We start from the raw sequence: 23,865 nt of genomic DNA, 5'->3' as shown, positions 1-23,865 counted from the left end.
CCGCCGCTTCTCGGTGTTCCCGGCGCGGTCTGGACGTTCGATCACCGCGTTTCGAAGGGCAGCGACTCATGACGTGCCCGCTCTGCCTTGACCGCGACGAGGTGGTCATCACTCACAACCCGACCGTGTGGATGGACTGCCCCCACACGTACTGGAAGGACCAGACATGACCGACACATTCACCGCGAGCAACGGGATCGAGGTCACGGTGGATCCTGACCGCGAAGGCAAGGTCTATCTCGTCGGCCGACGAGCACGCGGAGACGAGGGACAGTATCTCGACACTCACGCCACAGGCGGACCGGAAGGCATCGTCGCTCTTCGTGAGTTCTTCCAGCATGAGCGTGACGAAGAACTCGGACGGTGGCGCTGGCCCGAGCATCGCGAGTACGTGGTGTACGCGAGTCGCCGTCCGATCCTCGTCCTGAACGAACTGACCGGCGACACGCTACGGGCGCATCGTGCGGATGGGTTCTCAGACAGTGGGCATGGCACGATCTACAACGCCGCCTCCGCCTACTTCGAATCTCACCCCGAGCGGAAGCCCTGGGAAGACGCGGAACCCGGCGAGGTCTGGGAACTGCAGTACGAGCAACTGGGGGAGCCGCGGCAGACGCGGGCTTTCACCGTCGACTCGCTGGGGCACCTCCGCAACACATCAGGTGTCCGAATGGCTTCTCTGCACATCACCGCTGGTCGTCGTATCTGGCCGGAGGACGCATCGTGACGGACTACAACGGCTTGGTCTACGGACTCGACGAGCAGGTCTATCACCGCCAGCCGGGTCTGAGTTCGACAGGGGCGAAGAAGATCCTCCAGTCGCCCGCCCACCTGAAGCACTACCTCGAGAAGCCGCAGGAGTCGAAGGCCGAGTTCGACCTTGGCTCTGCAGTCCACTCGAAGGTGCTCGGTGTGGGGGCGCAGATCGCGGTCTACCCGGACGGGAACGGCCCCGAACGGTTCGAGCACGACGGCAAGGAGCTCGACAACGTGCTCGCCTCCAACGGGGCGATCTCCACCAAGGCAGCGAAGGCGTTCGAGGTGGACGCCCGCGACCGTGGACTGATCCCCGTGAAGCGAGTCACTGCACGGGTGGTGGACATCATGGCCGAATCAGTGCTGTCGAATCCGACCGCGAAAGCGCTGCTCGCATCAGGTGACCCGGAGGTGTCGATGTTCGCCACGGACCCGGACGCAGGGGTGGCGCTGCGGGGTCGCCTGGATTGGCTGGGGCCGCGGATCGTGGACCTGAAAACCACGGCAGGGGACGCGTCCGAATCGGAGTTCGCGATCCACGCGTTCCGGTTCGGGTACGACATCCAGCAAGCCATGTACGAGCACACGTACAACCTCATCACCGGGGACAACCTCCCGTACCTGTTCGTCGTCGTGGAAGCACACGCGCCCTACCTCACAGCCGTGCACATGCTCGGCAACGACGAACTCCTCATGGCGAGGAGACGCGCCCGTGAGGCCCGGGAACGGTACGCCCGGGCGATTGAGACGGGGGAGTGGCCCGGGTACAAGACCCGCAGTGGTGGGCCGATCGGCATCCTCCAGGCACCCGTCTGGAACGTCAACGCCTACATCGACGAATTCGAAGGAGCAACAGCATGACTGAGCCTATGGTCGAGCCTCTAGTGCGCGAAATGACCGAGCCGCTGTACGTACTCCGTGGCGGTGTATATCTCCTCGATGAGCACGCGGGCGTGATGATCGACAGTTCGGGAAACTTCGCAGCGAAGACGCTCGGGAATCCGCGCTCGCTCGCCGTCCTACTCCGCGCTATCGCCGAGGCGATCGAGGAAGACGTCGAGGCAGCAGCATGAGCGAGATTGCGGAACTGCGGGACCTGCAGCGCGAGTACACCGAGAAGCGGAACCACTGCTATGTGCTGATCCGAAAGCAGGACAACGACCTGGGCAACTGTGTGCCGAGCGCCTCCACCATTCGTGCATGCCGAGAGCGAGAGGCCCGGCTTCGCGCGGATGCGGACGGCTGGCAGAAGCGAATCGACGCGATCCAGAAGAAGCTCGACGAAGCGATTGGCATCGACGATGACTGACGACATTGCCATCCCTGAGGACACGAGGAGATCCCGTCTTCCGAAACCTCACACCCAGGTCATGGATGAAGAGTTTGTGACCGCAGCGGAACGGTTCGCGGCATTCCGCGAGCTGCACCCGGACGGGTATGTGGGTTCGAGGATTCACGACACCATCAAGCACCCGGACGGGAACGTGACCTACGTCATGATCGGATTCGCCTACAGGGAGCGCCCGAAGGGCATCCCCGTCGCGGAGGGTGCCGACGCTGACGCCTGGGCGCAAGGCTCCACGAACTCGGAGAGCCCGGTCATCGCCGGGTCACCCCTCGAATCCGCTGACACCATCGCCCGGTCACGGGCACTCCGCAACCTCGGCATCCTCGACGGCGCCAAGCCGGCCAAGATCCGTGAACCTCAGACCGAGGAGCAGATCGGGGCCGACCTCGTCACCGCACGCGAACGTGCAGGGCTGTCCCAGAAGGAGTTGGCGGCATCGATGACCGATCGAGGGTTCAAATGGTCGCAGGCCACCGTCTCCCAGATCGAGAAGGGCGAACGCCCGGTGCGGCTCAGCGAAGCCGACCACCTGGCCGAGCTCATCAGGTTCCGGACGTGAGCGCCAGGACGGTAGCCATCAGATCGATGGCTGATGTGCCTGTCGGTGAGCCGCGACGATACCTGAACCACCGCGGCTACGTGCGTCTTCGATGGCTCATCGGACCCCAGACCTACGCGGAGGCTTACGAGCACCGCTTGGTCATGGGTTTTCCGCCGCGTCACATGCACGTACACCACGTCAACGGCGACAAGCTCGACAACCGTCGCGAGAACCTCGTCGTGCTGACCGCATCTGAACACCAGAAGCTCCACGCTGCTGATCCCGAATGGATGCATCGTGCGCTCTCTCGGCGCCCGAAGCGGCAACCGCTTTCGAGCTATCCGCGGTGTGGGCAGGACGGATGCACCAATGCGGCACAGTGCCTCGAGCGGACGATCTGCTTGAAGCACTACAAGGAGCTCCAGCGTCGCAAGAGGGGAGCGTCGAAGCGTGAACGCGGCGTCACGTAGAGCCTATGAGGCTGTTGCGGAGCGTGCCGGTGGGCGCTGTGAAGGCTGCGGAGAACGCGCAGCCACACAGATGCACCACCGGCAGTTTCGTTCACGGGGCGGGAAAGACACGCCCGCGAACCTCGTGCACCTGTGTCTCTGGTGCCACGCGATCGCTCACTCCGCCGAACCACCACAGGGCTGGGCCGTCCACTCGTGGGACGACCCCGCCGAAGAACTGTTCCTGCACCACTGGGGACTCATCTACCTGAAGGACTAACCGGGGTTGCCCCGGAGAAGGGGGACCGCATGGACGCGCGCTGGCGGCCCACCGAAGGCCGCTACATTGCAGTGGACCGAATCGAGGTCGGGATGATCCTGGCGGTCGATCATTCCGACTGGCGGCATCACCCGTGGAGGGTCCACGAGATCCGCGAACGTGAGGACGGACGCCGGATCTACTTCCGCCCACCGGGCGATCTATACGACCTCGCGGAGCACAACCGCCCCGCGACGGTCCGGAAACACGCGTCGGTCTATCGACTCCCGGATCACTACGCTCTGTGCCACTTGTGCGGGCAGTTGCCTCCGTGCTCCGAGGTGTGGACGGAGAAGATCTCGACGGCGGACGCCGAGCGCAACGCCCGTTACGAGGTCGAGGGCTTCTGCCCGTCGTGCCAGAAGCCGGTCACGCACCGTCAGGAATCTCACCGGTTCGACGAGAACCTCTACGTGCCGCTGGGACCGCCGGTGGTCTTCCACGGGAGGCAGGCGTGCGTCGGTGGCGCGATCGCGTACGACGAGGCGCTCGCGAAGAAGAACGACACCGAACCTCGGCTTTCATGCGGTGGGCACGTCACGCAGCACTCGAACGGCGACCGCGAGTGTACGAACACCTCCTGCCCCGGAGACCGACTCCGTCACCGCTCGTTCTCCATGTGCTACGTCGCAGGGCGATGTAACAGACCCGAGTGCTGGGCACTCGCACAGACCCGAGCTGACGCTCGGAGAGAGGGGCAACGATGAGAATCCTCACCGTTCGCCAGCCCTGGGCTTGGGCGATCATCCACGGCGGGAAGACCGTCGAGAACCGGGTGCGCAACATCGCCGGCGACTACCGCGGCCCTGTGCTCATCCACGCTGGCAAAGCCATCTTCGAGGAAGAGGGAGGCGCGTACGTCGAGGTGCAGCGCGCCATATGGAATGAGGAAGAGGGGTACACGCCGACCGACGATCAGCTGTGGGAGGTCGCAGACGACGTCGATCCGGAAGACCCACGCTTTGTCTATGGCTCGATTATCGGCGTCGTCGATCTCGTCGACGTGCACAGCGCGAGCGTCCTCGACGGATGCGGGCACATCCGCCACGACTGCCCCGACCACGGGACATGCCGCGATCACTGCTCACCGTGGGCACAGGGTCCGGCGCCCGATGGATGGTTCCAGCACCTCGTGTTGGAGAACCCGCGCGCACTCGGGGAGCCGATCTCGTACCGCGGTGCGCTCGGCCTCCGACGGACGAACTTCGAGATCATCGGAGACTGGCTCGCCGAACTCACCGACAAGCACAACTGTGCAGGCGGCGGATGGGGAGAGCCGCATGAAGACCTCTGCGGGTACGAGCCGGTCACTCGACTGGTGGCGAAGTCATGACTCCCGGTCATGTGTTCCCAGCCCGCTACGACGGCACCTGTGCCGCGGAGTGCGGATCTCGCATCCATCCCGGCGACGCGGTGAGGTACGACGATGACGACCAGCTGCGTCACGATGCGTGCACGCCGAAGCCGTCGAAGTTCGATATCGGACCCCGTGAGGTCGTCTGCCCGGACTGCTTCTGCATTAGGCCATGCCGATGCCTCGACTGAGACCCACCGAGGAGGTGATGGGGAATGCCCCGTGATCCACGATCATTCATGACGTTCCCGATCGACATGCACCGTCACCCCAAGGTGATGAGACTGCCTGTTGACGTGCGGTGGACGTTCTTTGAGATGAATGGGGAGGCGTGCCTCGCCCGCAACGATGGGCGGTTCGCATCGGCAGACGCCGAGTTCATGTGGCCCGTCGAACACCTCGACGCGCTCCTCAGCAGCCACCCTTCCAGACCGCTCATCGTCCGCGACGGTGACTTCTACGTGATCCGCGACTTCGACGAGCACCAGCTCACGAACGCAGAACGGGCGAGGCTCGCAGAGGTGAGCAGAACGAACGGTGCGAAGGGTGGCAGACCTCGAAAGAGCGAAACCCAGCAGAAACCCAGCCAGGTTTCGAAAGAACCCAGGGGTAACCCAGCCGAACCCGGAGCAAAGCAGAGTCAGAGTCAGAGTCAGATGACTACTACTTACGTTTCAGAGAGTCAGTCACTAGATACCCGTGCGAGCGATTCGACTGACGAGCAATCTGTTGAGCCATACAAGAGCGTCCTCGCCTCTCAGCACGGGATCGACGTCGAGAAGGTCCGAAGACATCTGGACGACAAGCTCGGACTGATGCTCGAGCCTCCCGACGTGGTCAACGTGTCGATGTGGATTCTGAACAAGATTCCGCAACCACCGCGAGCACCCACCCGGTACATCATCGGGTCGATCGACAAGTCACCCGCAGAGGTGCAGCAGTACATCCACGAATCAGCGCTCGTCTGACCGCTGACCTATTCACAAGGCCACCACCCCACTCGGGTAGTGGCCTTTCCCATTGACGGAGGAAGGAATCGACCATGCATGAACAGTCGATGACGGCGCTCCCTGACTGGACGAGCGCGGACTACTGGTTCGCCGACTACATCGAGCGCCTTCAGAAGTCACAGCCGAGAACGATCCGGCTATCGCGAGAGAAGGTATCGATCCCCGTCCCCGAGCAAGAAGCCCGCGCATTCACCGACAAGACCGAACAGCTGCGGCGATACCTCGCCGGCGAACGAGAGAAGAGCGTCGCATGAACGCCAACATCATCCATGACCCCACCTATCCACACGGCACAACGGAGGGTTTCACGAAGGGATGCCACGGGTCACACTGCCCCGCACCGATGGCCTGCCGTGACGTCCACACGAGGTTCAACGGCGACTGGGCGTTCAGGAGACAGATCAACGCAGGGATGACCCCCGCACAGATCGTCGCCGCTGAGACGCCTGAACCGCCCGCACGCGTCCGCAAGCCCGCCCCGGCACCCAAGACCCCCACCCGGAAACCGAAGGCGTCACAGCGCGCGAGCGGATCCGCCCATGCCGCCCAGGTTCGTGAGCTCCATGGCAAGGGCATGTTGGACAAGGAGATCGCCGAGCAGATCGGCATCGGCCGCCGAACCGTCACCAACATCCGCGACAACCTCGGCCTCGCACCACACCACGGCGTCGACCCCGACCATGTGCTCCGCCTCCACACGGATGGACTAACGGACCGGCAGATCGCCGACCGCATCAACCAGACCCGGGTCAGGAAGATCAACCGGCGCACCATCTGGGGTGTACGCAAACGCCTCGGACTCAACCCCAACCCAGCCCCCGCAACTGCGGGGGCTTCTTCGTTCCAGGAGACCACATGACTTCTGCAGTGCTGACCCCCGATTTCTTCCGCATGCCGAAGGTGTCCCACGAAGAGTTCCTGCGCGAGAAGGTCGCATTCGATCGCTCGTTCGGCTTCCCCGTTCACAGCGACGATCTCCACCAGGTCCTGCTCCCGCACCAGCGCGACATCGTCCGATGGGCGATCCTCGGCGGCCGGCGTGCGATCTTCGCCAAGTTCGGTCTGGGCAAGTCGATCATGCAGATGGAGACACTGCGGCAGATCCTCACCCACCCGGCATCGCCCGTCGTCGACGGCCGGGCGCTGATTATTGCACCGCTCGGTGTGCGCGGCGAGTTCATCCGTGACGGCCGTGACTTGCTCGGGCTCGAGGTCCGCTTCATCCGCCGCACGGAAGAGATCGATCCGGCATGGTCGGGGATCTACGTCACGAACTACGAGAGCGTGCGTGACGGCCGTCTCTCGGTCGATGGGTTCGACGCTGTCAGCCTCGACGAGGCATCCGTGCTGCGCTCGTTCGGATCGAAGACGTATCAGGAGTTCCTGGGGCTGTTCGATGCGATCCCGTACCGGTTCGTCGCGACCGCCACTCCGTCGCCGAACCGGCACAAGGAGCTGATCCACTACGCCGGGTTCCTCGGCATCATGGACACCGGGCAGGCGCTGACGCGGTTCTTCCAGCGCGACAGCGCGAAGGCCGGCAACCTCAAGCTGTATCCGCACAAGGAGCGCGAGTTCTGGCTGTGGCTGAACACCTGGGCGTGCTTCGTGCAGCGGCCGTCCGACCTCGGCCACTCCGACGCTGGGTATGACCTTCCGGCGCTTTCCGTTGAGTGGGACTCGGTGGAGGTGGAGATCCGCTCGGATCAGATCGACCGTGATGGTCAGGGCGTTCTCGTCCGGGCCGGCGCGAAGTCGCTGATCGACACCGCGCGGGAGAAGCGCGAGACGATCGCGCCTCGAGTGGCGCGGATGCTGACTCTCGTGCGGGAGCACGTGCAGAACCACGGCGTCGGCGACCAGATCATCCTCTGGTGTGACCTCAACGCGGAGCAGGAGCTCATCGAGAAGATGCTCACCGCTGAGGGTCTCACGTTCTCATCGGTCCACGGTGGCCTTGACGATGAAGAGGGCGAGCGTCGTCTCGACGCATGGCGCAACCGGGAGACGTTCGCGTTGATCGGAAAGCCCGTGCAGCTGGGGCAGGGGATGAACCTGCAGCAGTCGAACCGGGCGATCTACGTCGGCGTCACGCACAAGTTCAACGACACCATCCAGTCGGTGCACCGCATCCAGCGGTTCGGGCAAAAGCGCGCATGCTCGGTGACGCTGATATACGCGGAGACCGAATCGGAAGTGCGCGACAGCCTGCTCACCAAATGGGAGGAACACGACCGACTCACCGACACCATGTCGGACGTGATCCGCGAGTTCGGCCTGAACCCGGCCGCGATCTCCGCCGAGCTCACCAGAGCCATGGGCGTTGAGCGCGTCGAGAAGTCCGGGCCCGGATGGACGCTCGCGCTGAACGACTGCATCGTCGAGACACGCGACCACATGGACGACAACTCCGTCGACCTGATCGTCACGTCGATCCCGTTCTCGAACCACTACGAGTACACGCCGAGCTACAACGACTTCGGGCACACGGACGACAACCTGCACTTCTGGCAGCAGATGGACTACCTCACCCCGGAACTCCTGCGCGTGCTTCGCCCAGGACGGATCTACGCCTGCCACGTGAAGGACCGCATCCAGTTCGGAAACGTCACAGGCGCCGGCATCCCGACCGTCTCGCCGTTCCACGCCGAAGCGCTCGCCCACGGGCTCAAGCACGGCTTCGACTACATGGGCATGATCACCGTCACGACCGACGTCGTCAGGGAGAACAACCAGACGTATCGCCTCGGCTACACGGAGATGCGGAAGGACGGCACGAAGATGGGCGTCGGCTCGCCGGAGTACATCCTGATCTTCCACAAGCCGCAGTCCGACCGCTCCAAGGGGTACGCCGACGACCGGGTGGCGAAGGAGATCCCCGACTACTCGCTCGCACGCTGGCAGATCGACGCCGCCGCGGACTGGCGATCGTCCGGCGACCGCCTTCTCACACCTGAGGAGCTCGCGGCCGTCGAACCGAAGCATCGGTCTCGGCTGTTCAAGGGACAGTCTCGATCGAGCGTCTACGACTTCCACGCCCACGTCGCCACGGGGGAGGCCCTCGCGGCGAAGAACGCGCTGCCGTCGACGTTCAAGAGCCTCGACCCCGGGTCGTGGCGTCCGGACGTGTGGGACGACGTGAACCGCATGCTCACCCTGAACGGTGAGCAGTCACGAAGAGCGCTCGAGTTCCACATCTGCCCGCTGCAGTTCGACATCGTCGACCGCCTCATCGAGCGCTACTCGAACAAGGGCGACCTGGTCTACGACCCGTTCGGGGGACTCGGCACCGTCCCACTGCGCGCGCGGAAGCTCGGCCGGGAAGGGCGGTCGTCCGAACTCAACCCGACGTCGTTCCGCGACGCCGTCATGTATCAGCAGGAGCTTGATCGAGAGCAGGCGACTCCGTCGCTCTTCGATCTGCTCGACATCGAAGGGAGCGCAGCGTGAGTCTGCCATTTCTTGACTTCTTCGCCGGATTCGGCGGTGCCAGCAGTGGACTCGTGGAGGCCGGTTTCACCCTCGTCTCGGCATATAACCACTGGGACAAGGCGATCCAGGTGCACTCGGCGAATCATCGTGAGGCTGATCACGTGCAGGGGGACCTGAGCGGCTACGACATGCGCCGACTTCCTCACGCTCCGATGCTGTGGGCGTCACCAGAGTGCACCTGGCACTCGCCGGCCGGCGGTCGCAAGAGGGTGAAGGCGACCGCGCCGACCTTGTTCGGTGACGACCCGTTGCCGCCGGAAGCGGGCGAGCGCTCGCGGGCGACCATGTACGACCCGATCCGCGCCGCTGAGGCGCGCGGCTTCGACGTGATCCTGATCGAGAACGTCGTCGAGGTCGCATCCTGGCCGCTGTTCGAACCGTGGCTGCGCATGTGGGAAGCGCTCGACTACCGGTGGAAGATCGTCAACGTCAACGCTGCGCACATCTACAGCGACACCAACGCCCCCGCTGGACAGTGGCGCGACCGGATCTACATTGCGCTGACCCGGAAGGGTGTCCCGCAGCCACGACTTGAGCCGTCACCGCCCGCGTGGTGCGCGCAGTGCGACACGGTCGTCTCGACGCGGCAGCACTGGAAGAAGCCAGCGCCGGAGGGTGCCCCACGATTCGGGAAGTACGGCACCCAGTACGTGTACGTCTGCGATGCCGGTGTGCACGCGCAGCAGATCGTTGAACCGTTCGTGCTGCCTGCGGCGTCGGTGATCGACTGGTCGGATCTCGGCATCCGGATCGGGGACCGAACCTCGCTCGGGATGCGCGATCTGTCCAAGGCGACATTGCGCCGCATCGAGGTGGGCCTTCGGATGTTCGCTCGACCGACCGTTGTCGCGAAGTCGGGGCAGACGTGGGACGCGGCGAACCCGCGGCATCCGCGCTTCGGCGATCCGGATTCGTACTACCGCGCGTGGGACACGCTCGCCCCGCTGATGGCGCGCCAGGCCGGCGGGACGGGCGACGGAATCGCGGTCCCGCCTTACATGATCGCCGTCAACCACGAGGGCGACGCCCGCGCACGCGAACTCCGATCGGGTCCGCTGCCGACGCGTTCCACGAAGATCGGCGACGGTCTCGTGTTCGCGCCGATCCTGTCGCACCAGTACGGCGAGCAGGCCGGATCTGAGCGGCGCAACAGCGACCCCGCTGTCGCTCCGCTGGGCGCGATCACCGCGGGCGGCGCGCACCACAATCTGGTCGTACCGCCGTACATTGCGGAGCTCTATGGCACGGGTACAGTCCGTGGCGTAGAAGACACGGCCCTGTCAGCCATCACCGCCGGAGGAAGTCACCACGGCCTGACCATCCCGCCCGGGGCGTTCCTGTCGAAGCATCACGGCGGACTCGACTACACGCGGATCGAGCACATGAACAAGGGGCTCGGCGAGCCGCTGCCAGCGATGGTCGCACGCCCGAACGTGTCGCTTGTCGTACCGGAGCGCACACGGCCGAAGGAGATGTTCGAGGGCGATCTGCCGTTCGACCTCGACGACGTCAGGTTCCGGATGCTCGGACCGGTCGAGCACCTGCGCGCGCAGCGCTTCTGGGAGGACTATGACACGTCGGCGGCGAACAAGAGCGAGACGACGCAGGGCGCGGGTAACGCGGTCGCGGTGAACGTCGCGCACTGGATCGGCGACGACGTGGCAGAAGCATTGGGAGTGGCGGCATGAGCTGGGCGCTGGAGCTTCCGTTCGAGCGCCCACCGAAGGGGCTGTCAGCGAACTACCGGGGTCACTGGGCGCCGAAAGCGAAGTCGACGGCGGAGGTGCGTGCGCTGGTTGTCGCCCTCGTCCGTAACGCACGCATCCCGACCATGGGCCGCATGCAGGTCGAACTGGTGTGGGTGGTCACGGACAACCGGAAACGGGACGCCGACAACGTGTTCCCACTCCTGAAAGCCGCCGCTGATGGTCTCGCATCCGACAGGGGAGTGTCCGCACATCTTGTCCCGGATGACAGCCCCGAATGGTGCGTGAAGATCGCACCCCGTATCGAGAAACGCGACACCGGCGCAGCCCACTTCGAACTGATCGTCACCGACATCACCCACCGGCCCGAAAGGGTCGACCTACTCACGAAGGAAAGACTCACATGAGCACCGAGCTGAACAAGCACATTCAGAAGCTCAAGGACTTGGGCATCACGATCAGCGTCACCCCATCCGCAGGTGCGCGCGAGGGATTCGAGGACCGCCCGTTCGGCCTGATCGCGCAGGCTGCGAAAGAGGCCGGCATCTACTACGAGAAGGGCGACGCGCCCCACCTCACCCCGTCCGAGTTTGCCAAGGTCACCCGGTTCGGCATCCACGAAGAAGACCAGGAGGACGAACAGTGACCGAGCAGACCGATAACAAGAAGCTGATCGAGGAAGCCAAGACTGGTCTGGCCGCGTTCGACGAATACTGGGGCAACGGCGGGCCGGTGGATGCTGCATACGGACTGCCCTGGGAAATGATCCGACGATTGCTGGCCGTGTTCGAGAAGGCTCTCACCCCTACCGACGACGAGCGGGAGACGGCGGTCAGCCGGGCGTACAATGCCGTGACGGGCCAGGACGACGAGACATGGAACCCGGACAAGACGCTCGACGCACTCAACGAGCTCTGGGATAGCGCTGCTGGTTTCCGTCGTTCCGAGGTACCGGAGCCGAGCGCCGAGGGATATGCCGAGTTTGAGAACTGGGAGCAGGAGATGTTCCGGCATCAGCCGGTGCTCTCAATGGCGGATGGGTCGATCGCCGGGTGCCAGTGCCTCGACCGCGTGTTCGTGAAGGGCCGCGAGGACTGGGGAACGCACCTCGCGTCGATCGTCACTTCGCGGCTCTCCCATGAGCCGCAGGGCGAACCGTCCGACGCGCAGGTGCACGTGGACCATGCATTCGTGCAGACCGGTGCCGTGCTGGCCTTCGAGTGCTCATGCGGGATCGGCCGCTCGGAGGTCGTCACCGTCGACCTCCCCCAACAGGTCGATGCGGTCGCCGCCGCAATTGCGCAGGCCGCAGACGCCGACTACTGGACGGACGAGATTGCGGCATGGGAGGGGGCGGAGGCGTGGGAACGAGAAGCGCACCCCGACAACTACCCCGCAATGGCCTACGAAGACCGCGAGGCGTTCCGCAAGCAAGCGAGGGCCGCGGTCCACGCCATCGCCCCACAGGAAGGAATCAGCGCATGACACTCACAGGGTTCAAAGCGCAGAATCACCCGCAGCAGACCGGCGCACGCGGTGCGCTGGATGAGGTGGATGACCGGGGCACGCACCCCGACTACTTCGATCCGTGGAACGAGCGCTTCGGCGGTTTCACGCTCGACGTGGCAGCGTCGCCACACAACACCAAATGCGAGCGGTACTTCACCCGCGAGGATGACGGTCTCACTCAGTCCTGGGCAGGTGAACGCGTATGGTGCAATCCGCCGTATAGCGACCTCGGACGATGGGTCCAGAAGGCGTGGGATGAGTACGAGACCACTCGTGGCATCGTGATGCTGGTCCCCGCGAACCGCGTCGAACAGAAGTGGTGGCAGGAGGGCATCGAGCCGATCCGCGACCGCCCCGGCTCACCGCTCACGGTCGAGTTCCTACCCGGTCGCATGAGATTCATCCGACCCAATGCGGTCATCGGGCCAAAGGGCGACAGGCCGCCGTTCGGGTGCGCTTTGCTCATCTGGGTTGATCCGACCGCTGCTCTGCGCACCGCGGAGCCACAGGGCGAACCGTCTGACGCGCGTGCGAAGGTCATCGATGCTCTCGTGATGACGCGCCTAAGCGACTTCGCCGGGACCGACATGGGTGTGATCGAGCAGGCGGCGGATGCGGTTCTCGCCGCTCTGCGTGCTGCTGGGGGTGTGCGATGAGCGAGCGCAAGGTCGATGAAGCGCTGATGGATCGGATCATCGCGGCCGTCGACGAGGCCGGCGTGAGTCGTGCCGCTGTTGAGGGCGAGTGGCCGGAATGCCACAAACCCCGCTGTCAAGGTCACCACGGGTCACCCGACGTCGCGATGAGCTACATGAAGCACCAGATCATCGAGGCCGTGAAGCTCGAACTGCGATATGAAGCGACAACGCGACCGGATGTGTCGAGGACGGGTGACACCCCGGAGCAAACCGCAGCGTTCACTCTCGGCGTCCTCCTGCACCAGTACCGTCCCGATGTGACCGGGACGTATGCGAAGGCTGCGCAGCTCATCGTGGATGCGTATCCCGGCATCATTCCGGCTCTGTCTGGTGTCGTAGCCGAGGAACCGGAATGGGAGTACGGCCTCGAGATGCCACTCCACACCGGGACCACCATCGTTGCCGCCGGCGACGAGCTCACGGCCAAGTCGCAGGCGTGGCTCTACCCGATGTACCGGCGCCGCGAGGCTGGTCCGTGGGTGCCGGTGAAGCAGGAAGGAGCGACGCATGCCAGTTGAGCAACCCATCGGTCCAGCGTTCAAGGGCGGGCCAAACGGAACGCTGATCTACGACATCCTCAGCCTCGACTGCAGGGACGGAAAGTGCGCCGCCTGTACGGGCGACGCCAAAGCCATGCACAACTACCGCACTCACGAAGGGATCAAACATGTCTGACCACCAGGACGTCGGCTACCTGACGTGGGAAGAGTTCGACCGGTTCCGCAGGGCCGTGCACAAGTCCGTCCAGGTCGTCCCGTGGTTCCAAGTCGCTGGGTACATCAAGGGCGGGGTCGAAGAAGTGCGCGCGCCCTCGTCGAACCACCCGCTTGGGCTCCCACCGACATGGCTGGCCGCCGAAGAGATCACCCGCCTGTCGCAAGAGCTGCGCTACTGGCCAGACCTCGAAGACGTCGCCAATGACCCGTACGGCGCCGACACCGCCCGCCTGTTCACCCGCGAAGTCGAGACAGCCCTCGCCCGGTGGCCCATCGAAGACAAGCCCCACAAGGTGCGTCACATCCGATGCCAGGTGTGCGCCGGCGAAACCATCCGGTACACACCACCCCAGTTCGACGGCGACACCGTGCGCATCGCGTGCACCGAATGCGCCCACGCCTACACGGAAGACGAATTCAAGACACTGGTCACTCTCGTGACCGCCGAGATCACACGAACGGAGAAAGCCATTGGGGGCACTAGACGACTGGGTGCAGCTTGACGAAGCCACCAAGATCACCGGCAGATCGACGCACACCATCTACCGGTGGGCCAGAGAAGGAACCGTCCGAACCGTCAGACCGGGTGACGTGATCTGGTACAACATCCGAGACCTCAGAAACGCATCCAAGAAAACACCGGGACGCCCACGAAAGTAATCTGCAAAACCTGCTACAGTAGCCGCGAGGCTCAAGAACTATGTTCGACCAGCCGCAAGCCGCTCGGGATCTCTTCCCAGGGCGGCTTTCTTGTTCCTCCCGGCAGATCGTTGACCCAGCGTCGCGGTTAGCTCGGTCGCAGGACGCCGCAATGACACGCGGCACATAGAGCACCTCATGACGGGAGCTCACCAACTGGACACGTGCTCGTAGACCGGAGCCGCATACGGTCAATGCCTTCGTAGCTCAGAGGAAGAGCGCCCGCCTGTCGAGCGGGAGGCCGGGATTTCGAAACTCCTCGGAGGCGCAATGCGGGTCGCGACCGCAGAAGACCCGGGCAGCTCCGGGCGGAGTCGCGAGATGTTGGAGTGTAGAGGCGCGCCCGCATCCACATCTCGCGCATTCCGGGGTAGCTCAGCGGCAGAGCAATCGACTGTTAATCGATCGGCCGCAGGTTCGAATCCTGCCCCCGGAGCGAGCGTGGAGGTTCCGAGTCGGTACAAGGGCATGTCCTGTTGCGCGACTAGGTACGTCGAATGGTCACCGGTCAGGGAGGCATCCCCGGACAGACGTTCGCTTGCTTGGAAATTAAGAACGAGGCGTCGCTACACGCCTACTCCACCACCCTTCCTTTCCTTCGACTCCACCCCAACGGGGAACGCTGATCGGCGTACACGAATAGCCAATACGGCTATAGCTCACGGATATGCAGGGAGCGGGCATGAAGATCTGTCTCGGCATCGCAGCCGGCATCACCCTCTCGATCGTCGCCCACATCATCTGGAAGCCCGCCCTCGGATGGGCGCTCAGCAGGGGAGACTCATGAGCGCTCGGACCCTTCACTGGTCAGAGTCCGACGTCGCGTGGCACGGGATCGTCGATGCTGGGCATGGAGTCCCCTTCCGCACACAGGTGTTCATCTTCCACACTCACGCGCAGTTGTCGGCAGCGTGCGGACACCCGGACGCGAATGGATGGTCCCAGACCTTCAACGAGCCGGATGCCGACAATGTCGGCGCCCTCGTCTTTCTGGTGAAGACCGAACTGTGGGTCAGCATCATCGCTCACGAAGCTGCACACATCGCCCTGTTCCACCACGGACGCCAGATCGATGGGCGCATCGGGGCGCGTAAGTGGGCGCGAGAGCACCCCGAAGAGCTCGCCGTGATGATCGGCAACCTCACGTCGCTCATCTGGTGCGGCGTTCCCGTATTCAACGAAGGTGAGGCCCAGGCGTGAGCGACGTCAGAGAAGTCAACCGCGCCCACCAGGATGCGACCGCCGCAGTGAAGACCGACCTGCAGCGCCGCCGCGAACTCGCCGGGAAGACCAAGCCCGAGCTCATCGACATCATCCGACAGCTCGAGACTGGGATCGGACACCTCACCGAACGCATCGACCACGCGTACGGAGACGAACCATGAGCGTCCCGTCATACGCCTGCGAGATCTGCGGCGACGAATACCCCTCCGCCCGTGCCGCCATCCTCTGCGAAGACAGGTGCCTCGCCGAAGAGAAGGACGCCCGCCGGCCAGTCCGCGCGGTCATGCGACCCGCCGCCGTCTGGGAAGACGACTGATGCCCGACCAGGATCCGGACATCACGTTCACAGTGACGGCCGACAACCTCGAAGAAGCCGCACAGTTCGCGATCGACCAGCTCAAGGCACTCACCGCCCAGCACGGGCACCGCGGCTTCATGCTCCCCGAACTCAACGCCGAGTTCATCCTCGCTGACCCATGGCGCCACTGCTTCGAGTTCAAGGCCGAGTTCCTACCCCAGGGGTAGACCACAAACCCCAGGGGGTGTGCACACGATGCCCAGGGCTCCTCGCCAATGCCCGACCCCTGGGTGCGACCACCGCATCACCACCACCCGCTACTGCGACGAGCACACCGTTCACCACTGGACAGGACGCTCACACGCAACAGGAGCCGGACACACCCAATGGCGGAAGACCGTCCTCTCCCGAGCCAAGGGCATGTGCGAGATCCGCGGCCCAGGCTGCACACACCGCGCCACAGAGGCAGACCACCGAGTCCCCGTAGCCGAAGGCGGCGCACGCTACGACCCCGACAACGGCCAAGCAGCATGCACACCATGCCACAAGACCAAGACGCAACAAGAAGCAGCACGAGGCCGCTCACGACGACGAGGGTAGGCCCCCACCCCCTCCCCACCCCTCTCCTGACCGCCGGGGAGATGCTGTGACTTTAAGTCCATACGGTTCCCCAGGGTCGCGCGCGGCGCCGCCTCAGCCCGTCATGGGCGCTCATCATTCCCGACATGGGAGGCCATCATGCCCGCTCCGAAGAAGCACGCCTCAGCCCGAGCTCGTCGCAACAAGGCCGCGGGAGCGACAACGCTCCGTGTCCTCGCTGACGGGGAAGAGCGCCACATCCCGAACCCGCCGGCTGGTGTCGAGTGGGCTTTGGAGACGGTCGAGTACTGGGAGCGCATGTGGATCTCCGAGATGTCGGAGGAGTGGCTAGACTCGGATTACGAGAACGTCCGTATCTGTGCATCGCTGTACAACGACTTCGTGACCGCTGAGTCAGCTACTGGCCGCAAGGACGCGGCGGGAGAGCTGCGGCTGCAGCGCAAGATGCTCGGCCTCGACCCGCTGTCTCGTCGCTCCCTCGAGTGGACGATCGAAGGCGCCGAGGCCGCGAAGGATCGAGGTCAGCAGCGACGACGCACTGGTGGAACTTCGACGCAGCCGAAGCCCGGCGATGACCCGCGGCTGACGCTCGTGAACTAGGGGGCGCCGTGGCGGTCCTGATCGTTCCGCCCCTCGATCTTTCCTTCCCAACCCTCGGCCCCGCACTCAAGGAATTCATCGAGGAGCGGTTTGTGTTCGGCCCCGGTTCGCTGTCCGGCCGTCCCGCCGTGCTCGACGATGAGAAGTTCGCTGCGCTGTGCCGCTTGTACGAGGTGTATCCGAAGGGTCACCCGTTCGAGGGGCGTCGACGCTTTCAACGCGGCGGCATCGAGTGGCGCAAGGGCATGGCGAAGACCGAGATGGCCGCTTGGGTCATGGGATGCGAACTGCACCCGGACGCACCAGTGCGTGGGTACTTCGACGGCGACGTCCTCAAGGGCAAACCCGTCGAGTTTCCGTACATCCCGATGATGGCGGCGTCCAAGGAGCAGGTCGAAGAGCTCGCATTCGGTGTGCTGAAGTACGTGATTGGTGAGGGTCCCGACGCTGACCTGTTCGACATCACCGACGAGCGTGTGATGCGTCTCGGAAGGTTCGGGCAGGACGACGGCAAGGCAGTGCCTGTCGCCGGTGCACCTGGTTCGCGTGATGGCGCCCTGACGACGTGCATGCACTTCGATGAGCCTCATCGGCTCAAGCTGCCGACACACAAGGCCGCGTATGAGACGATGATGGCGAACCTGTCGAAGCGTCCGCTCGAAGATCCCTGGGCGCTTCACACGTCGACGGCCGGTGCGCCGGGTGAGAACTCGGTGGAGGAGGACCTGCGGGCCGAGGCCGAAGCGATCGACCGTGGTGAGATCGACGATCCGGCGCTGTTCTTCTTCGCCCGGTGGGCGGATGAGTCCAAGCACTCGGATCTGAGCACGCGCGAGAAGCGTGTAGCCGCGATCTCCGAGGCGACCGGCCCAGTCGGCGAGTTCGGCCCTGGCCAGTTCGAGAACATCGCCAAGAACTGGGAACGACCCAAGGCGGACAAGGCCTACCTCGAGCGCGTGTGGCTGAACCGTTGGCGCCAGTCCGGTTCGACGTTCTTCGACCGCAAACAGATCGATGACTTGCTGAGCCCGGGGGAGCAGATCCCCCGCGGTGCGTTCGTGGCGCTCGGCTTCGACGGTGCACGGTTCCGTGACGCGACGGCCATCGTCGCCACGGATATCAAGACGGGTCTGCAGGAGCTCATCGGGCTCTGGGAGCGCCCGGACGATGCTGACGAGTGGGAAGTCCCAGAGGACGAGGTTACGGACGCGTTCGAGGACGCCATGCAGCGGTACCGCGTGTTCAAGCTGTACGCGGACCCGCCTCACTGGACCGAAACGATCGGATCTTGGTACGCGAAGTACCCCGGGCAGGTCGAGGAGTGGTACACGAAGCGCCACAGTCAGATGGCTTATGCGCTTCGCGAATATCAGGAAGCGATCGACGCCGGGTCTATTCGATTCGGTGGTCGCGTCAATCCCGACTTCGTCATCGGGCGGGTGCTGTCACCCCACGACGACCTGATCCGACATCTCGGCAACGCCGGGAAGAAGGAACTCCGGCTCCGCGACGACCACGGAGAGCCGCTGTACGTCATGCAGAAGCAGGACGGTCAGATGGGCCTCAAGTTCGACGCCGGTATGGCGGCCGTCCTGTCGTGGAAGGCGCGCCTCGATGCCCTCAAGGGCGGTGCGAAACCAGTCCAGAAGAAGCGAGCAGTGATCCGGCGTATCGGGTCTCGATGACACATGAGGGGGTCGCATGGCTGTCGCTACGAAGACTCCCTACACGCCGGGCTGGTGGCTCGAGCGAGCGTTCGAGAAGCGTGACGCACAACGTCCGCGCCTGATCGAGCTTGCGGCATGGCACGACGGGAACCCGCCGGCGCCGACTGCGGTGAAGAACGCGCGCGAAGCATTCAAGGAGTTCGAGGAAGAGTCCACGACGAACTTCGCCGAGCTGATCACGGGGTCGCTGCGGGAGCGGATGTCGGTTCGCGACATCCGCACCGCCGTGTCCGGTGATGTGCTTGACGAGAAGGCCTGGGAGCACTGGCGAGACAACAACCTCGATGTGGAGCTCGCGTCGATCATTGAGACGATGCTCTGGGCAGGGGACTCATTCGGGATCGTCGGTACCGATGCGGACACCAACGAGATCACGGTCACCGCCGAAGATCCGCGCGATGTGGTCACGTTCCACGATCCGGCACGTCAGTCCCGGATCGTGTGCGCGGTGAAGTTCCTTCGAGATCAGTTCGACGGGTTCGACTACGCAGTAGTCATGCTCCCGGGCTCTGTCGCCGCGGGCACACGCGCACGCTCCTTCGTCGCGAAGCGCCCGGTGAGTGGTGAGGGCGGGTTCGACCCGAAGTCGTGGTCCTGGGACAACACCCAGGGCGGCAAGGACGGGATGGAACTCGAGCACCACCTCGTGCCGGTCGTCCGATTCAGGAACCGGAACGGCAAGGGCGAGTTCGAACCTCACCTGCGGCTGCTGCGCCGCATCGATCGCCTCGTCTTCCAGATGACCGTCATCGTCATGTACCAGGCGTTCCGGCAGCGCGCGATTCAGATGAACGCCGAAGAGGAAGAGGTCGACGTCCAGAACGAGTTCAAGACGTCAATCGGCGTCGATGACCTCGACGACATCCTCACGTCCGACCCTGGACAGTGGTTCCTCTTGCCTTCCGGCGCGAAGGTTTGGGAGTCCACTCAGGCGGACATCAGCGGCATCCTCAACGCGATCAAGGACGAGGTCATGCGCCTCGCAGCCGTGACGCGCCGGCCGATGTCGATCTTCGCGCCCGACAACCAGGCGGCCGAGGGTGCGAAGTTCACCCGCGAAGGCCTGACCTTCGCCGTGGAGGACAAGATCACCCGCGCCACGCAGGGGATCGTCGACCTCTACAACCTGATCTTCCTCACGGCGGGTGACGAAGCGCGGGCGGTGAAGTCGAAAATCACCGTCGGGTGGAAGCCCACCGAACGGTTCTCGCTCGCCGACATGGGCTCGGCCACCTCGCAGGTTTCGACCACCATGCCGCTGAAGACCATTCTGCGGAAGGTCTGGCAGATGACACCGGACGAGATCAACCAGGTCATGGCCGAACAAGCAGACCAGGCACTCATGCTCGCGTCGATGGCCCCCGAACCAGCGGCCGACGGGCAGCAGACCCGGGCTCCGCTTTCCCCCGAGGAAGCGAAGTCGCGCGCTGATGCTCTCGGCGTTCTCATCCGAGCGGGTGTCAATCCGAAGGACGCTGCCATCCGGGTCGGTCTCGAAGGTATCGAGTTCACCGGCGCGGTGCCCGTGTCGTTGCGCCTCCCTGAACAGGATGCGCAGGTTGTGGAGGATCGCTGATGGTCACTCGGCTGGACAGGGCATACGACGTGCAGGTCCACCAACTGCGTCTGACTATTCAGAACTTCGCGATGAGGTACTGGAACAGCATGGGGTCGTGGCGGGACGACGATATCAAGCGTCTTCTCGCCGCGGTCGCCCCCAGGGTGCAGGCAGGCCAGCAGCGGATCTCGGACATCACCGACGCGTACATGGCTCGCGTCGCTGCGGAGCAGGGCTTCACCGTCTCCGGGCGCACCTTCGAAGCCACCACGAGGAACCTGCGCGGGATCTCCGATGAGACCCTCTACGCCCGACCGTTCGCAACGATGCACGACTCCCTCTCGAAAGGGCAATCAGTCACTGCGGCCGTCGCCGCTGGCAAGGGTCGGTTGCAGTCGATCGTCACGACGAACCTGCAGCTCGCGAAGACCCACTCGAGCCGCCGCGCGATGCGATCCGGGGGAGTGCGAGCGTTCGAGCGCGTACTCACAGGGCGCGAAAACTGCGCCCTGTGCGTGATCGCATCCACTCAGCGCTACTGGGTGGAAGACCTCGCACCGATTCACCCAGGGTGTGACTGCCAAAGTCGGCCGCTGAACAGCGACCCGGCAGTGCAGATCATCCACCCCGATCGCCTCGACGCGATCCACACCGCCGTCGAAAGCGAGTTCGGTTCCACCGACCGCGGCGCCCGATACCTCGACGGCCGTAACGAGATCTCCGACTACCTCGACCTGATCGCTGTGCGCGAGCACGGCGAGCTCGGTCCCGTGCTCACCTGGCGCGACCAACACTTCACGACGAAGCGCGAGATCGACGCCTCCTAGACCCCGTGCGCACGCACGGTCACCCCGACATGGGGCCACCACCACACCCGACATGGGAGATAGATCATGCTCATCAGCAAGCCCGCTTTCGTTCGCCGTGGATGCGACGGCCTCGCGCAGATCGGACCGTCCCGGTTCGACCTTCTCGGGCTCCGCTTCCTCACGGACAACGAGGGCAACGACCCGGTCGACCCCGGCTTCCCGGCCAACACTCCTGTCAAGGACATGACGCCGGAACAGCAGGTGGCCTACTGGCAGGACAAGGCCCGCAAGCACGAAGACCGTGTGAAGGCGTTCGGGGGCAAGACCCCGGAAGAGATCGCGCAGCTTCAGGCCGATCTCGACGCTGCCCGCGCCGCATCCCAGACCGCCGAGGAGAAGGCGATCGACGAGGCGAAGCAGGCCGGTCGCAGCGAGGTGCTCAGCATCCTTGCGAACGAGCGCGTCACCACGGCGATCGAGCGGGCCCTCCAGGGCCGCGACGTCGACGCGGCGAAGCTCCTCACCCTGGACCGTTCTCAGTTCATCGACGGAGACAAGGCCGACACGGCCAAGATCACCGCCTGGGTGACCGAGAACACCAAGGAGAAGCCGAAGCCCGGCGGGGCGAACCTCGCCCGGTTCCAGGGCCAGCACGAGCAGATCGAAACCACAGGCCGGGCAACCGGCGAAGCCGAGGCGGAACGCCGCTTCGGTCCCAAGAAGTAGAGAGGAAACACCGATGTCTGACATCACTGTTCGCCGCTCCTCGTTCCAGTCGGAGAACCGTTCGTGGCTTCGTGGCCCCGACGGAACGCTGCCGGGTGACAACCCGAGCATCGTCCTGGACGTGAGTGCATTCACTGCCGGCACCCACTACCCGAACGGGTTCATCCCGTCCGGAACGGTGCTCGGCAAGATCATCGCCTCGGGGCTGTACGCACCGTACGATCCGGCTGCCACCAACGGCGCCGAGACGGCCGCGGAGATCCTGTTCTCGTCCGTGACTGTCAACGGCGCAACCCGCGTCGGCGGTGCCGGACTCCACAAGGGCGAGGTCATCCCGTCCAAGCTTCCGTTCCAGACGGGTAAGGGCGCTCTCGACGCCGACGCCCGCACGGACCTCAAGCTCGTCAACTTCTCGGAAGGAGCGTGAGCTAGATGGCTATCGTCTTCGACGCCCCCGTCAGCCCCGACGCCCTCTCGGCGTTCGTCCGCGCAGTTCCGGTCCCCAGTGACCTGGCCCTGCTCAACGCGTTCCCGACGCGGAACAACCTGACCAACACGGTCAACTTCGCGGAGATCGTGAAGCGCAACCGCACGGCCCGGTACCGCACCTACGACGGACGCATCCACGTGTCCGACCGCGACACCGGCTCCACCGGCTCGGTCGGCATGATCCCCCTCTCGGACTCGCGCAACAAGGGCGAGTACGAGCGGCTGCAGCTGGAGTTCGCTCGCGTGAACGGCACCAACACCGCCGCCCTCGCCGACGCGATCTACAACGACGCCGAGGACCTCGTCGGGAACATCTTCCGACGCCTCGAGCTCGCGTGGGGTGACGTCCTCACGGACGGCAAGCTCACCGTGTCCGAGATCAACGGCGGCTTCGAGGCCGACTTCGGTGTCCCCGGTTCGCACCTGGTCACCGCGGGCATCCTGTGGAGCAACCTCGCAACGGCGAAGGTCCTCACCGACCTGATCACCTGGCACGACGTCTACGTCGCGACCAACGGTGCCCCCGCCGGAGCGATCCGCACGTCGCAGACGGTCCTCCGTCTCGCACAGCGGAACAAGGAGGTCATCGACGCGATCTACGGTGCATCCGCTGGTCGCACCTACGCGAGCTTCGAGGACGTCAACACGCTCCTCGCCTCGTACGGTCTCCCGCCGTTCGTCGCTCCGTACGACACCCAGGTCGAGTCGGTCACCACCGACCAGCTCGCCCGCGTGATCCCCGCGAACCGCGTCCTGTTCACCCCGGCAGAGCTCGGGGACCTGGGACGCACCGAGTGGGGCGTCACGGCGACCGCGCTCGAGCTGGTCAACAGCAACCTCGCGGAGATGTCGTTCCAGGAGGCACCCGGCATCGCCGGTGTCGTCGAGAAGGTCGGACCGCCGTACCGCGAGTTCACGTTCGTGGACGCGGTCGCGTTCCCCGTCCTCTCGGACGCGAAGCGCCTGTTCGTCGCGACGGTCGCTGCCTGACCATGACCTCCATGGCGTGCAACGTGTACGTCCTCACCGAGGAGGGGGAGGCCCTGCTGCTCGAAGCAGGGTCGACCCCTCCGAAGTGGGCACTCCCGCAGCTCGGCGAGCACACGCTCACCGCATCGGGAGAGTCTGAGGCGCCGGCAGGCGACGAAGACGAGTCCGAAGACGAGTCCGAAGACGAGTCCGAAGACGAGTCCGAAGACGAGTCCGAAGACGAGTCCGAAGACGAGTCCGAAGACGA

The 23,865-nt window shown here is 64.6% G+C and carries 33 protein-coding genes and 2 tRNA genes; all 35 read left to right on the top strand.

Annotated features, from left to right (window positions below):
- Nucleotides 1-166 precede the first annotated feature (166 nt).
- A complete protein-coding gene (locus tag MOX01_RS19180) occupies nucleotides 167-727 on the top strand; it encodes a hypothetical protein (RefSeq protein WP_170224219.1) in 561 nt (186 codons plus the stop codon).
- Nucleotides 724-1,617 carry a PD-(D/E)XK nuclease-like domain-containing protein gene (locus MOX01_RS11285; protein WP_170224218.1) on the top strand — a complete coding sequence of 298 codons (894 nt, stop codon included), beginning with the start codon at nucleotides 724-726 and terminating at the stop codon, nucleotides 1,615-1,617. The genes MOX01_RS19180 and MOX01_RS11285 overlap by 4 nt, the downstream gene beginning before the upstream one ends.
- Nucleotides 1,614-1,829 (top strand): hypothetical protein, encoded by a 216-nt coding sequence (locus MOX01_RS11280; RefSeq protein WP_141369767.1) that lies wholly within the window; start codon nucleotides 1,614-1,616, stop codon nucleotides 1,827-1,829. Before MOX01_RS11285 ends, MOX01_RS11280 begins: the two co-directional genes overlap by 4 nt.
- Entirely contained in the window at nucleotides 1,826-2,065 is a 240-nt protein-coding gene (locus MOX01_RS11275; protein ID WP_141369765.1) for a hypothetical protein, read from the top strand. Before MOX01_RS11280 ends, MOX01_RS11275 begins: the two co-directional genes overlap by 4 nt.
- A 61-nt stretch (nucleotides 2,066-2,126) precedes the next feature.
- Complete coding sequence (locus tag MOX01_RS11270; protein WP_170224216.1) at nucleotides 2,127-2,663, top strand: helix-turn-helix domain-containing protein; 537 nt, start codon at nucleotides 2,127-2,129, stop codon at nucleotides 2,661-2,663.
- Nucleotides 2,664-2,689: 26 nt separating this feature from the next.
- The gene (locus MOX01_RS11265; protein WP_211368737.1) at nucleotides 2,690-3,115 is read left to right on the top strand and encodes an HNH endonuclease; all 426 of its coding nucleotides are present in this window, start codon (nucleotides 2,690-2,692) and stop codon (nucleotides 3,113-3,115) included.
- Nucleotides 3,096-3,374 carry an HNH endonuclease gene (locus MOX01_RS19575; protein ID WP_141369750.1) on the top strand — a complete coding sequence of 93 codons (279 nt, stop codon included), beginning with the start codon at nucleotides 3,096-3,098 and terminating at the stop codon, nucleotides 3,372-3,374. The genes MOX01_RS11265 and MOX01_RS19575 overlap by 20 nt, the downstream gene beginning before the upstream one ends.
- Before the next feature lie 742 nt (nucleotides 3,375-4,116).
- Nucleotides 4,117-4,746: an ASCH domain-containing protein gene (locus tag MOX01_RS11255; protein ID WP_174799780.1), complete on the top strand. Its 630-nt coding sequence runs from the start codon at nucleotides 4,117-4,119 to the stop codon at nucleotides 4,744-4,746.
- Nucleotides 4,747-5,006: 260 nt separating this feature from the next.
- A complete protein-coding gene (locus MOX01_RS11250) occupies nucleotides 5,007-5,735 on the top strand; it encodes a hypothetical protein (protein ID WP_141369748.1) in 729 nt (242 codons plus the stop codon).
- A 74-nt stretch (nucleotides 5,736-5,809) separates the two neighbouring features.
- Complete coding sequence (locus MOX01_RS11245; RefSeq protein WP_141369746.1) at nucleotides 5,810-6,031, top strand: hypothetical protein; 222 nt, start codon at nucleotides 5,810-5,812, stop codon at nucleotides 6,029-6,031.
- A gap of 158 nt (nucleotides 6,032-6,189) precedes the next feature.
- Nucleotides 6,190-6,636 (top strand): hypothetical protein, encoded by a 447-nt coding sequence (locus MOX01_RS11240; protein ID WP_141369744.1) that lies wholly within the window; start codon nucleotides 6,190-6,192, stop codon nucleotides 6,634-6,636.
- Entirely contained in the window at nucleotides 6,633-9,227 is a 2,595-nt protein-coding gene (locus MOX01_RS11235) for a DNA methyltransferase (RefSeq protein WP_141369742.1), read from the top strand. The genes MOX01_RS11240 and MOX01_RS11235 overlap by 4 nt, the downstream gene beginning before the upstream one ends.
- Complete coding sequence (locus tag MOX01_RS11230) at nucleotides 9,224-10,957, top strand: DNA cytosine methyltransferase (RefSeq protein WP_141369740.1); 1,734 nt, start codon at nucleotides 9,224-9,226, stop codon at nucleotides 10,955-10,957. The genes MOX01_RS11235 and MOX01_RS11230 overlap by 4 nt, the downstream gene beginning before the upstream one ends.
- Nucleotides 10,954-11,382: a RusA family crossover junction endodeoxyribonuclease gene (locus tag MOX01_RS11225; protein ID WP_141369738.1), complete on the top strand. Its 429-nt coding sequence runs from the start codon at nucleotides 10,954-10,956 to the stop codon at nucleotides 11,380-11,382. Before MOX01_RS11230 ends, MOX01_RS11225 begins: the two co-directional genes overlap by 4 nt.
- Nucleotides 11,379-11,621 (top strand): hypothetical protein, encoded by a 243-nt coding sequence (locus tag MOX01_RS11220; RefSeq protein WP_141369736.1) that lies wholly within the window; start codon nucleotides 11,379-11,381, stop codon nucleotides 11,619-11,621. The genes MOX01_RS11225 and MOX01_RS11220 overlap by 4 nt, the downstream gene beginning before the upstream one ends.
- On the top strand, nucleotides 11,618-12,460 hold the full coding sequence (locus MOX01_RS11215; protein WP_141369734.1) for a hypothetical protein: 843 nt from the start codon (nucleotides 11,618-11,620) through the stop codon (nucleotides 12,458-12,460). Before MOX01_RS11220 ends, MOX01_RS11215 begins: the two co-directional genes overlap by 4 nt.
- Complete coding sequence (locus MOX01_RS11210; RefSeq protein ID WP_141369732.1) at nucleotides 12,457-13,140, top strand: DNA N-6-adenine-methyltransferase; 684 nt, start codon at nucleotides 12,457-12,459, stop codon at nucleotides 13,138-13,140. Before MOX01_RS11215 ends, MOX01_RS11210 begins: the two co-directional genes overlap by 4 nt.
- Nucleotides 13,137-13,700 carry a hypothetical protein gene (locus tag MOX01_RS11205; RefSeq protein WP_141369730.1) on the top strand — a complete coding sequence of 188 codons (564 nt, stop codon included), beginning with the start codon at nucleotides 13,137-13,139 and terminating at the stop codon, nucleotides 13,698-13,700. Before MOX01_RS11210 ends, MOX01_RS11205 begins: the two co-directional genes overlap by 4 nt.
- Nucleotides 13,690-13,857, top strand: coding sequence for a hypothetical protein (locus MOX01_RS19175; protein ID WP_170224214.1), 168 nt, complete (start codon nucleotides 13,690-13,692; stop codon nucleotides 13,855-13,857). The genes MOX01_RS11205 and MOX01_RS19175 overlap by 11 nt, the downstream gene beginning before the upstream one ends.
- Nucleotides 13,850-14,401 (top strand): hypothetical protein, encoded by a 552-nt coding sequence (locus MOX01_RS11200; protein ID WP_141369728.1) that lies wholly within the window; start codon nucleotides 13,850-13,852, stop codon nucleotides 14,399-14,401. Before MOX01_RS19175 ends, MOX01_RS11200 begins: the two co-directional genes overlap by 8 nt.
- Nucleotides 14,402-14,793: 392 nt before the next feature.
- A tRNA-Asp gene (locus tag MOX01_RS11195) sits at nucleotides 14,794-14,865 on the top strand.
- A gap of 96 nt (nucleotides 14,866-14,961) precedes the next feature.
- A tRNA-Asn gene (locus MOX01_RS11190) sits at nucleotides 14,962-15,033 on the top strand.
- A gap of 347 nt (nucleotides 15,034-15,380) precedes the next feature.
- On the top strand, nucleotides 15,381-15,797 hold the full coding sequence (locus tag MOX01_RS11185) for a hypothetical protein (protein ID WP_141369726.1): 417 nt from the start codon (nucleotides 15,381-15,383) through the stop codon (nucleotides 15,795-15,797).
- A complete protein-coding gene (locus MOX01_RS11180; protein WP_141369724.1) occupies nucleotides 15,794-15,982 on the top strand; it encodes a hypothetical protein in 189 nt (62 codons plus the stop codon). Before MOX01_RS11185 ends, MOX01_RS11180 begins: the two co-directional genes overlap by 4 nt.
- Nucleotides 15,979-16,137: a hypothetical protein gene (locus MOX01_RS19170; RefSeq protein ID WP_170224212.1), complete on the top strand. Its 159-nt coding sequence runs from the start codon at nucleotides 15,979-15,981 to the stop codon at nucleotides 16,135-16,137. Before MOX01_RS11180 ends, MOX01_RS19170 begins: the two co-directional genes overlap by 4 nt.
- Nucleotides 16,137-16,346 carry a hypothetical protein gene (locus tag MOX01_RS11175; RefSeq protein WP_141369722.1) on the top strand — a complete coding sequence of 70 codons (210 nt, stop codon included), beginning with the start codon at nucleotides 16,137-16,139 and terminating at the stop codon, nucleotides 16,344-16,346. The genes MOX01_RS19170 and MOX01_RS11175 overlap by 1 nt, the downstream gene beginning before the upstream one ends.
- Nucleotides 16,347-16,374: 28 nt before the next feature.
- Nucleotides 16,375-16,719, top strand: coding sequence for an HNH endonuclease (locus MOX01_RS19570; protein ID WP_141369720.1), 345 nt, complete (start codon nucleotides 16,375-16,377; stop codon nucleotides 16,717-16,719).
- A gap of 138 nt (nucleotides 16,720-16,857) precedes the next feature.
- The gene (locus MOX01_RS11165; protein ID WP_141369718.1) at nucleotides 16,858-17,319 is read left to right on the top strand and encodes a phage terminase small subunit; all 462 of its coding nucleotides are present in this window, start codon (nucleotides 16,858-16,860) and stop codon (nucleotides 17,317-17,319) included.
- A 92-nt stretch (nucleotides 17,320-17,411) separates the two neighbouring features.
- Entirely contained in the window at nucleotides 17,412-19,004 is a 1,593-nt protein-coding gene (locus tag MOX01_RS11160; RefSeq protein WP_211368739.1) for a terminase large subunit domain-containing protein, read from the top strand.
- Between the two features lie 16 nt (nucleotides 19,005-19,020).
- The gene (locus MOX01_RS11155; protein WP_141369714.1) at nucleotides 19,021-20,622 is read left to right on the top strand and encodes a phage portal protein; all 1,602 of its coding nucleotides are present in this window, start codon (nucleotides 19,021-19,023) and stop codon (nucleotides 20,620-20,622) included.
- Nucleotides 20,622-21,431 (top strand): hypothetical protein, encoded by an 810-nt coding sequence (locus tag MOX01_RS11150; protein ID WP_141369712.1) that lies wholly within the window; start codon nucleotides 20,622-20,624, stop codon nucleotides 21,429-21,431. The genes MOX01_RS11155 and MOX01_RS11150 overlap by 1 nt, the downstream gene beginning before the upstream one ends.
- 66 nt (nucleotides 21,432-21,497) lie before the next feature.
- A complete protein-coding gene (locus MOX01_RS11145) occupies nucleotides 21,498-22,139 on the top strand; it encodes a hypothetical protein (RefSeq protein WP_141369710.1) in 642 nt (213 codons plus the stop codon).
- Between the two features lie 13 nt (nucleotides 22,140-22,152).
- Nucleotides 22,153-22,566: a head decoration protein gene (locus MOX01_RS11140; protein WP_141369708.1), complete on the top strand. Its 414-nt coding sequence runs from the start codon at nucleotides 22,153-22,155 to the stop codon at nucleotides 22,564-22,566.
- Nucleotides 22,567-22,571: 5 nt separating this feature from the next.
- Nucleotides 22,572-23,618 carry a major capsid protein gene (locus tag MOX01_RS11135; protein ID WP_141369706.1) on the top strand — a complete coding sequence of 349 codons (1,047 nt, stop codon included), beginning with the start codon at nucleotides 22,572-22,574 and terminating at the stop codon, nucleotides 23,616-23,618.
- 11 nt (nucleotides 23,619-23,629) lie between these two features.
- Nucleotides 23,630-23,865, top strand: a 236-nt coding sequence (locus tag MOX01_RS19275; RefSeq protein ID WP_176589903.1) for a hypothetical protein, incomplete at its 3' end; no start/stop codon positions are given.

This window comes from Microbacterium oxydans (genome assembly GCF_006540085.1).
GTDB lineage: Bacteria > Actinomycetota > Actinomycetes > Actinomycetales > Microbacteriaceae > Microbacterium > Microbacterium oxydans.
The sequence above is the reverse complement of the archived record's forward strand: the minus strand, read 5'-3'. Positions and strand labels throughout refer to the sequence as shown.

Excerpts from the sequence above, each read along its gene's own strand:
- MOX01_RS11225 (WP_141369738.1), top strand. The coding sequence starts at position 10,954 with ATGAGCTGGGCGCTGGAGCTTCCGTTCGAGCGCCCACCGAAGGGGCTG.
- MOX01_RS11240 (WP_141369744.1), top strand. The coding sequence starts at position 6,190 with ATGACCCCCGCACAGATCGTCGCCGCTGAGACGCCTGAACCGCCCGCA.
- MOX01_RS11150 (WP_141369712.1), top strand. The coding sequence starts at position 20,622 with ATGGTCACTCGGCTGGACAGGGCATACGACGTGCAGGTCCACCAACTG.
- MOX01_RS11135 (WP_141369706.1), top strand. The coding sequence starts at position 22,572 with ATGGCTATCGTCTTCGACGCCCCCGTCAGCCCCGACGCCCTCTCGGCG.
- MOX01_RS19175 (WP_170224214.1), top strand. The coding sequence starts at position 13,690 with ATGCCAGTTGAGCAACCCATCGGTCCAGCGTTCAAGGGCGGGCCAAAC.
- MOX01_RS11210 (WP_141369732.1), top strand. The coding sequence starts at position 12,457 with ATGACACTCACAGGGTTCAAAGCGCAGAATCACCCGCAGCAGACCGGC.
- MOX01_RS11245 (WP_141369746.1), top strand. The coding sequence starts at position 5,810 with ATGCATGAACAGTCGATGACGGCGCTCCCTGACTGGACGAGCGCGGAC.
- MOX01_RS11255 (WP_174799780.1), top strand. The coding sequence starts at position 4,117 with ATGAGAATCCTCACCGTTCGCCAGCCCTGGGCTTGGGCGATCATCCAC.
- MOX01_RS11145 (WP_141369710.1), top strand. The coding sequence starts at position 21,498 with ATGCTCATCAGCAAGCCCGCTTTCGTTCGCCGTGGATGCGACGGCCTC.
- MOX01_RS19570 (WP_141369720.1), top strand. The coding sequence starts at position 16,375 with ATGCCCAGGGCTCCTCGCCAATGCCCGACCCCTGGGTGCGACCACCGC.
- MOX01_RS11200 (WP_141369728.1), top strand. The coding sequence starts at position 13,850 with ATGTCTGACCACCAGGACGTCGGCTACCTGACGTGGGAAGAGTTCGAC.
- MOX01_RS11265 (WP_211368737.1), top strand. The coding sequence starts at position 2,690 with ATGGCTGATGTGCCTGTCGGTGAGCCGCGACGATACCTGAACCACCGC.
- MOX01_RS11165 (WP_141369718.1), top strand. The coding sequence starts at position 16,858 with ATGCCCGCTCCGAAGAAGCACGCCTCAGCCCGAGCTCGTCGCAACAAG.
- MOX01_RS11140 (WP_141369708.1), top strand. The coding sequence starts at position 22,153 with ATGTCTGACATCACTGTTCGCCGCTCCTCGTTCCAGTCGGAGAACCGT.
- MOX01_RS11235 (WP_141369742.1), top strand. The coding sequence starts at position 6,633 with ATGACTTCTGCAGTGCTGACCCCCGATTTCTTCCGCATGCCGAAGGTG.
- MOX01_RS11250 (WP_141369748.1), top strand. The coding sequence starts at position 5,007 with ATGACGTTCCCGATCGACATGCACCGTCACCCCAAGGTGATGAGACTG.
- MOX01_RS11175 (WP_141369722.1), top strand. The coding sequence starts at position 16,137 with ATGCCCGACCAGGATCCGGACATCACGTTCACAGTGACGGCCGACAAC.
- MOX01_RS11275 (WP_141369765.1), top strand. The coding sequence starts at position 1,826 with ATGAGCGAGATTGCGGAACTGCGGGACCTGCAGCGCGAGTACACCGAG.
- MOX01_RS11270 (WP_170224216.1), top strand. The coding sequence starts at position 2,127 with ATGGATGAAGAGTTTGTGACCGCAGCGGAACGGTTCGCGGCATTCCGC.
- MOX01_RS11280 (WP_141369767.1), top strand. The coding sequence starts at position 1,614 with ATGACTGAGCCTATGGTCGAGCCTCTAGTGCGCGAAATGACCGAGCCG.
- MOX01_RS11185 (WP_141369726.1), top strand. The coding sequence starts at position 15,381 with ATGAGCGCTCGGACCCTTCACTGGTCAGAGTCCGACGTCGCGTGGCAC.
- MOX01_RS11155 (WP_141369714.1), top strand. The coding sequence starts at position 19,021 with ATGGCTGTCGCTACGAAGACTCCCTACACGCCGGGCTGGTGGCTCGAG.
- MOX01_RS11220 (WP_141369736.1), top strand. The coding sequence starts at position 11,379 with ATGAGCACCGAGCTGAACAAGCACATTCAGAAGCTCAAGGACTTGGGC.
- MOX01_RS19170 (WP_170224212.1), top strand. The coding sequence starts at position 15,979 with ATGAGCGTCCCGTCATACGCCTGCGAGATCTGCGGCGACGAATACCCC.
- MOX01_RS19180 (WP_170224219.1), top strand. The coding sequence starts at position 167 with ATGACCGACACATTCACCGCGAGCAACGGGATCGAGGTCACGGTGGAT.
- MOX01_RS11205 (WP_141369730.1), top strand. The coding sequence starts at position 13,137 with ATGAGCGAGCGCAAGGTCGATGAAGCGCTGATGGATCGGATCATCGCG.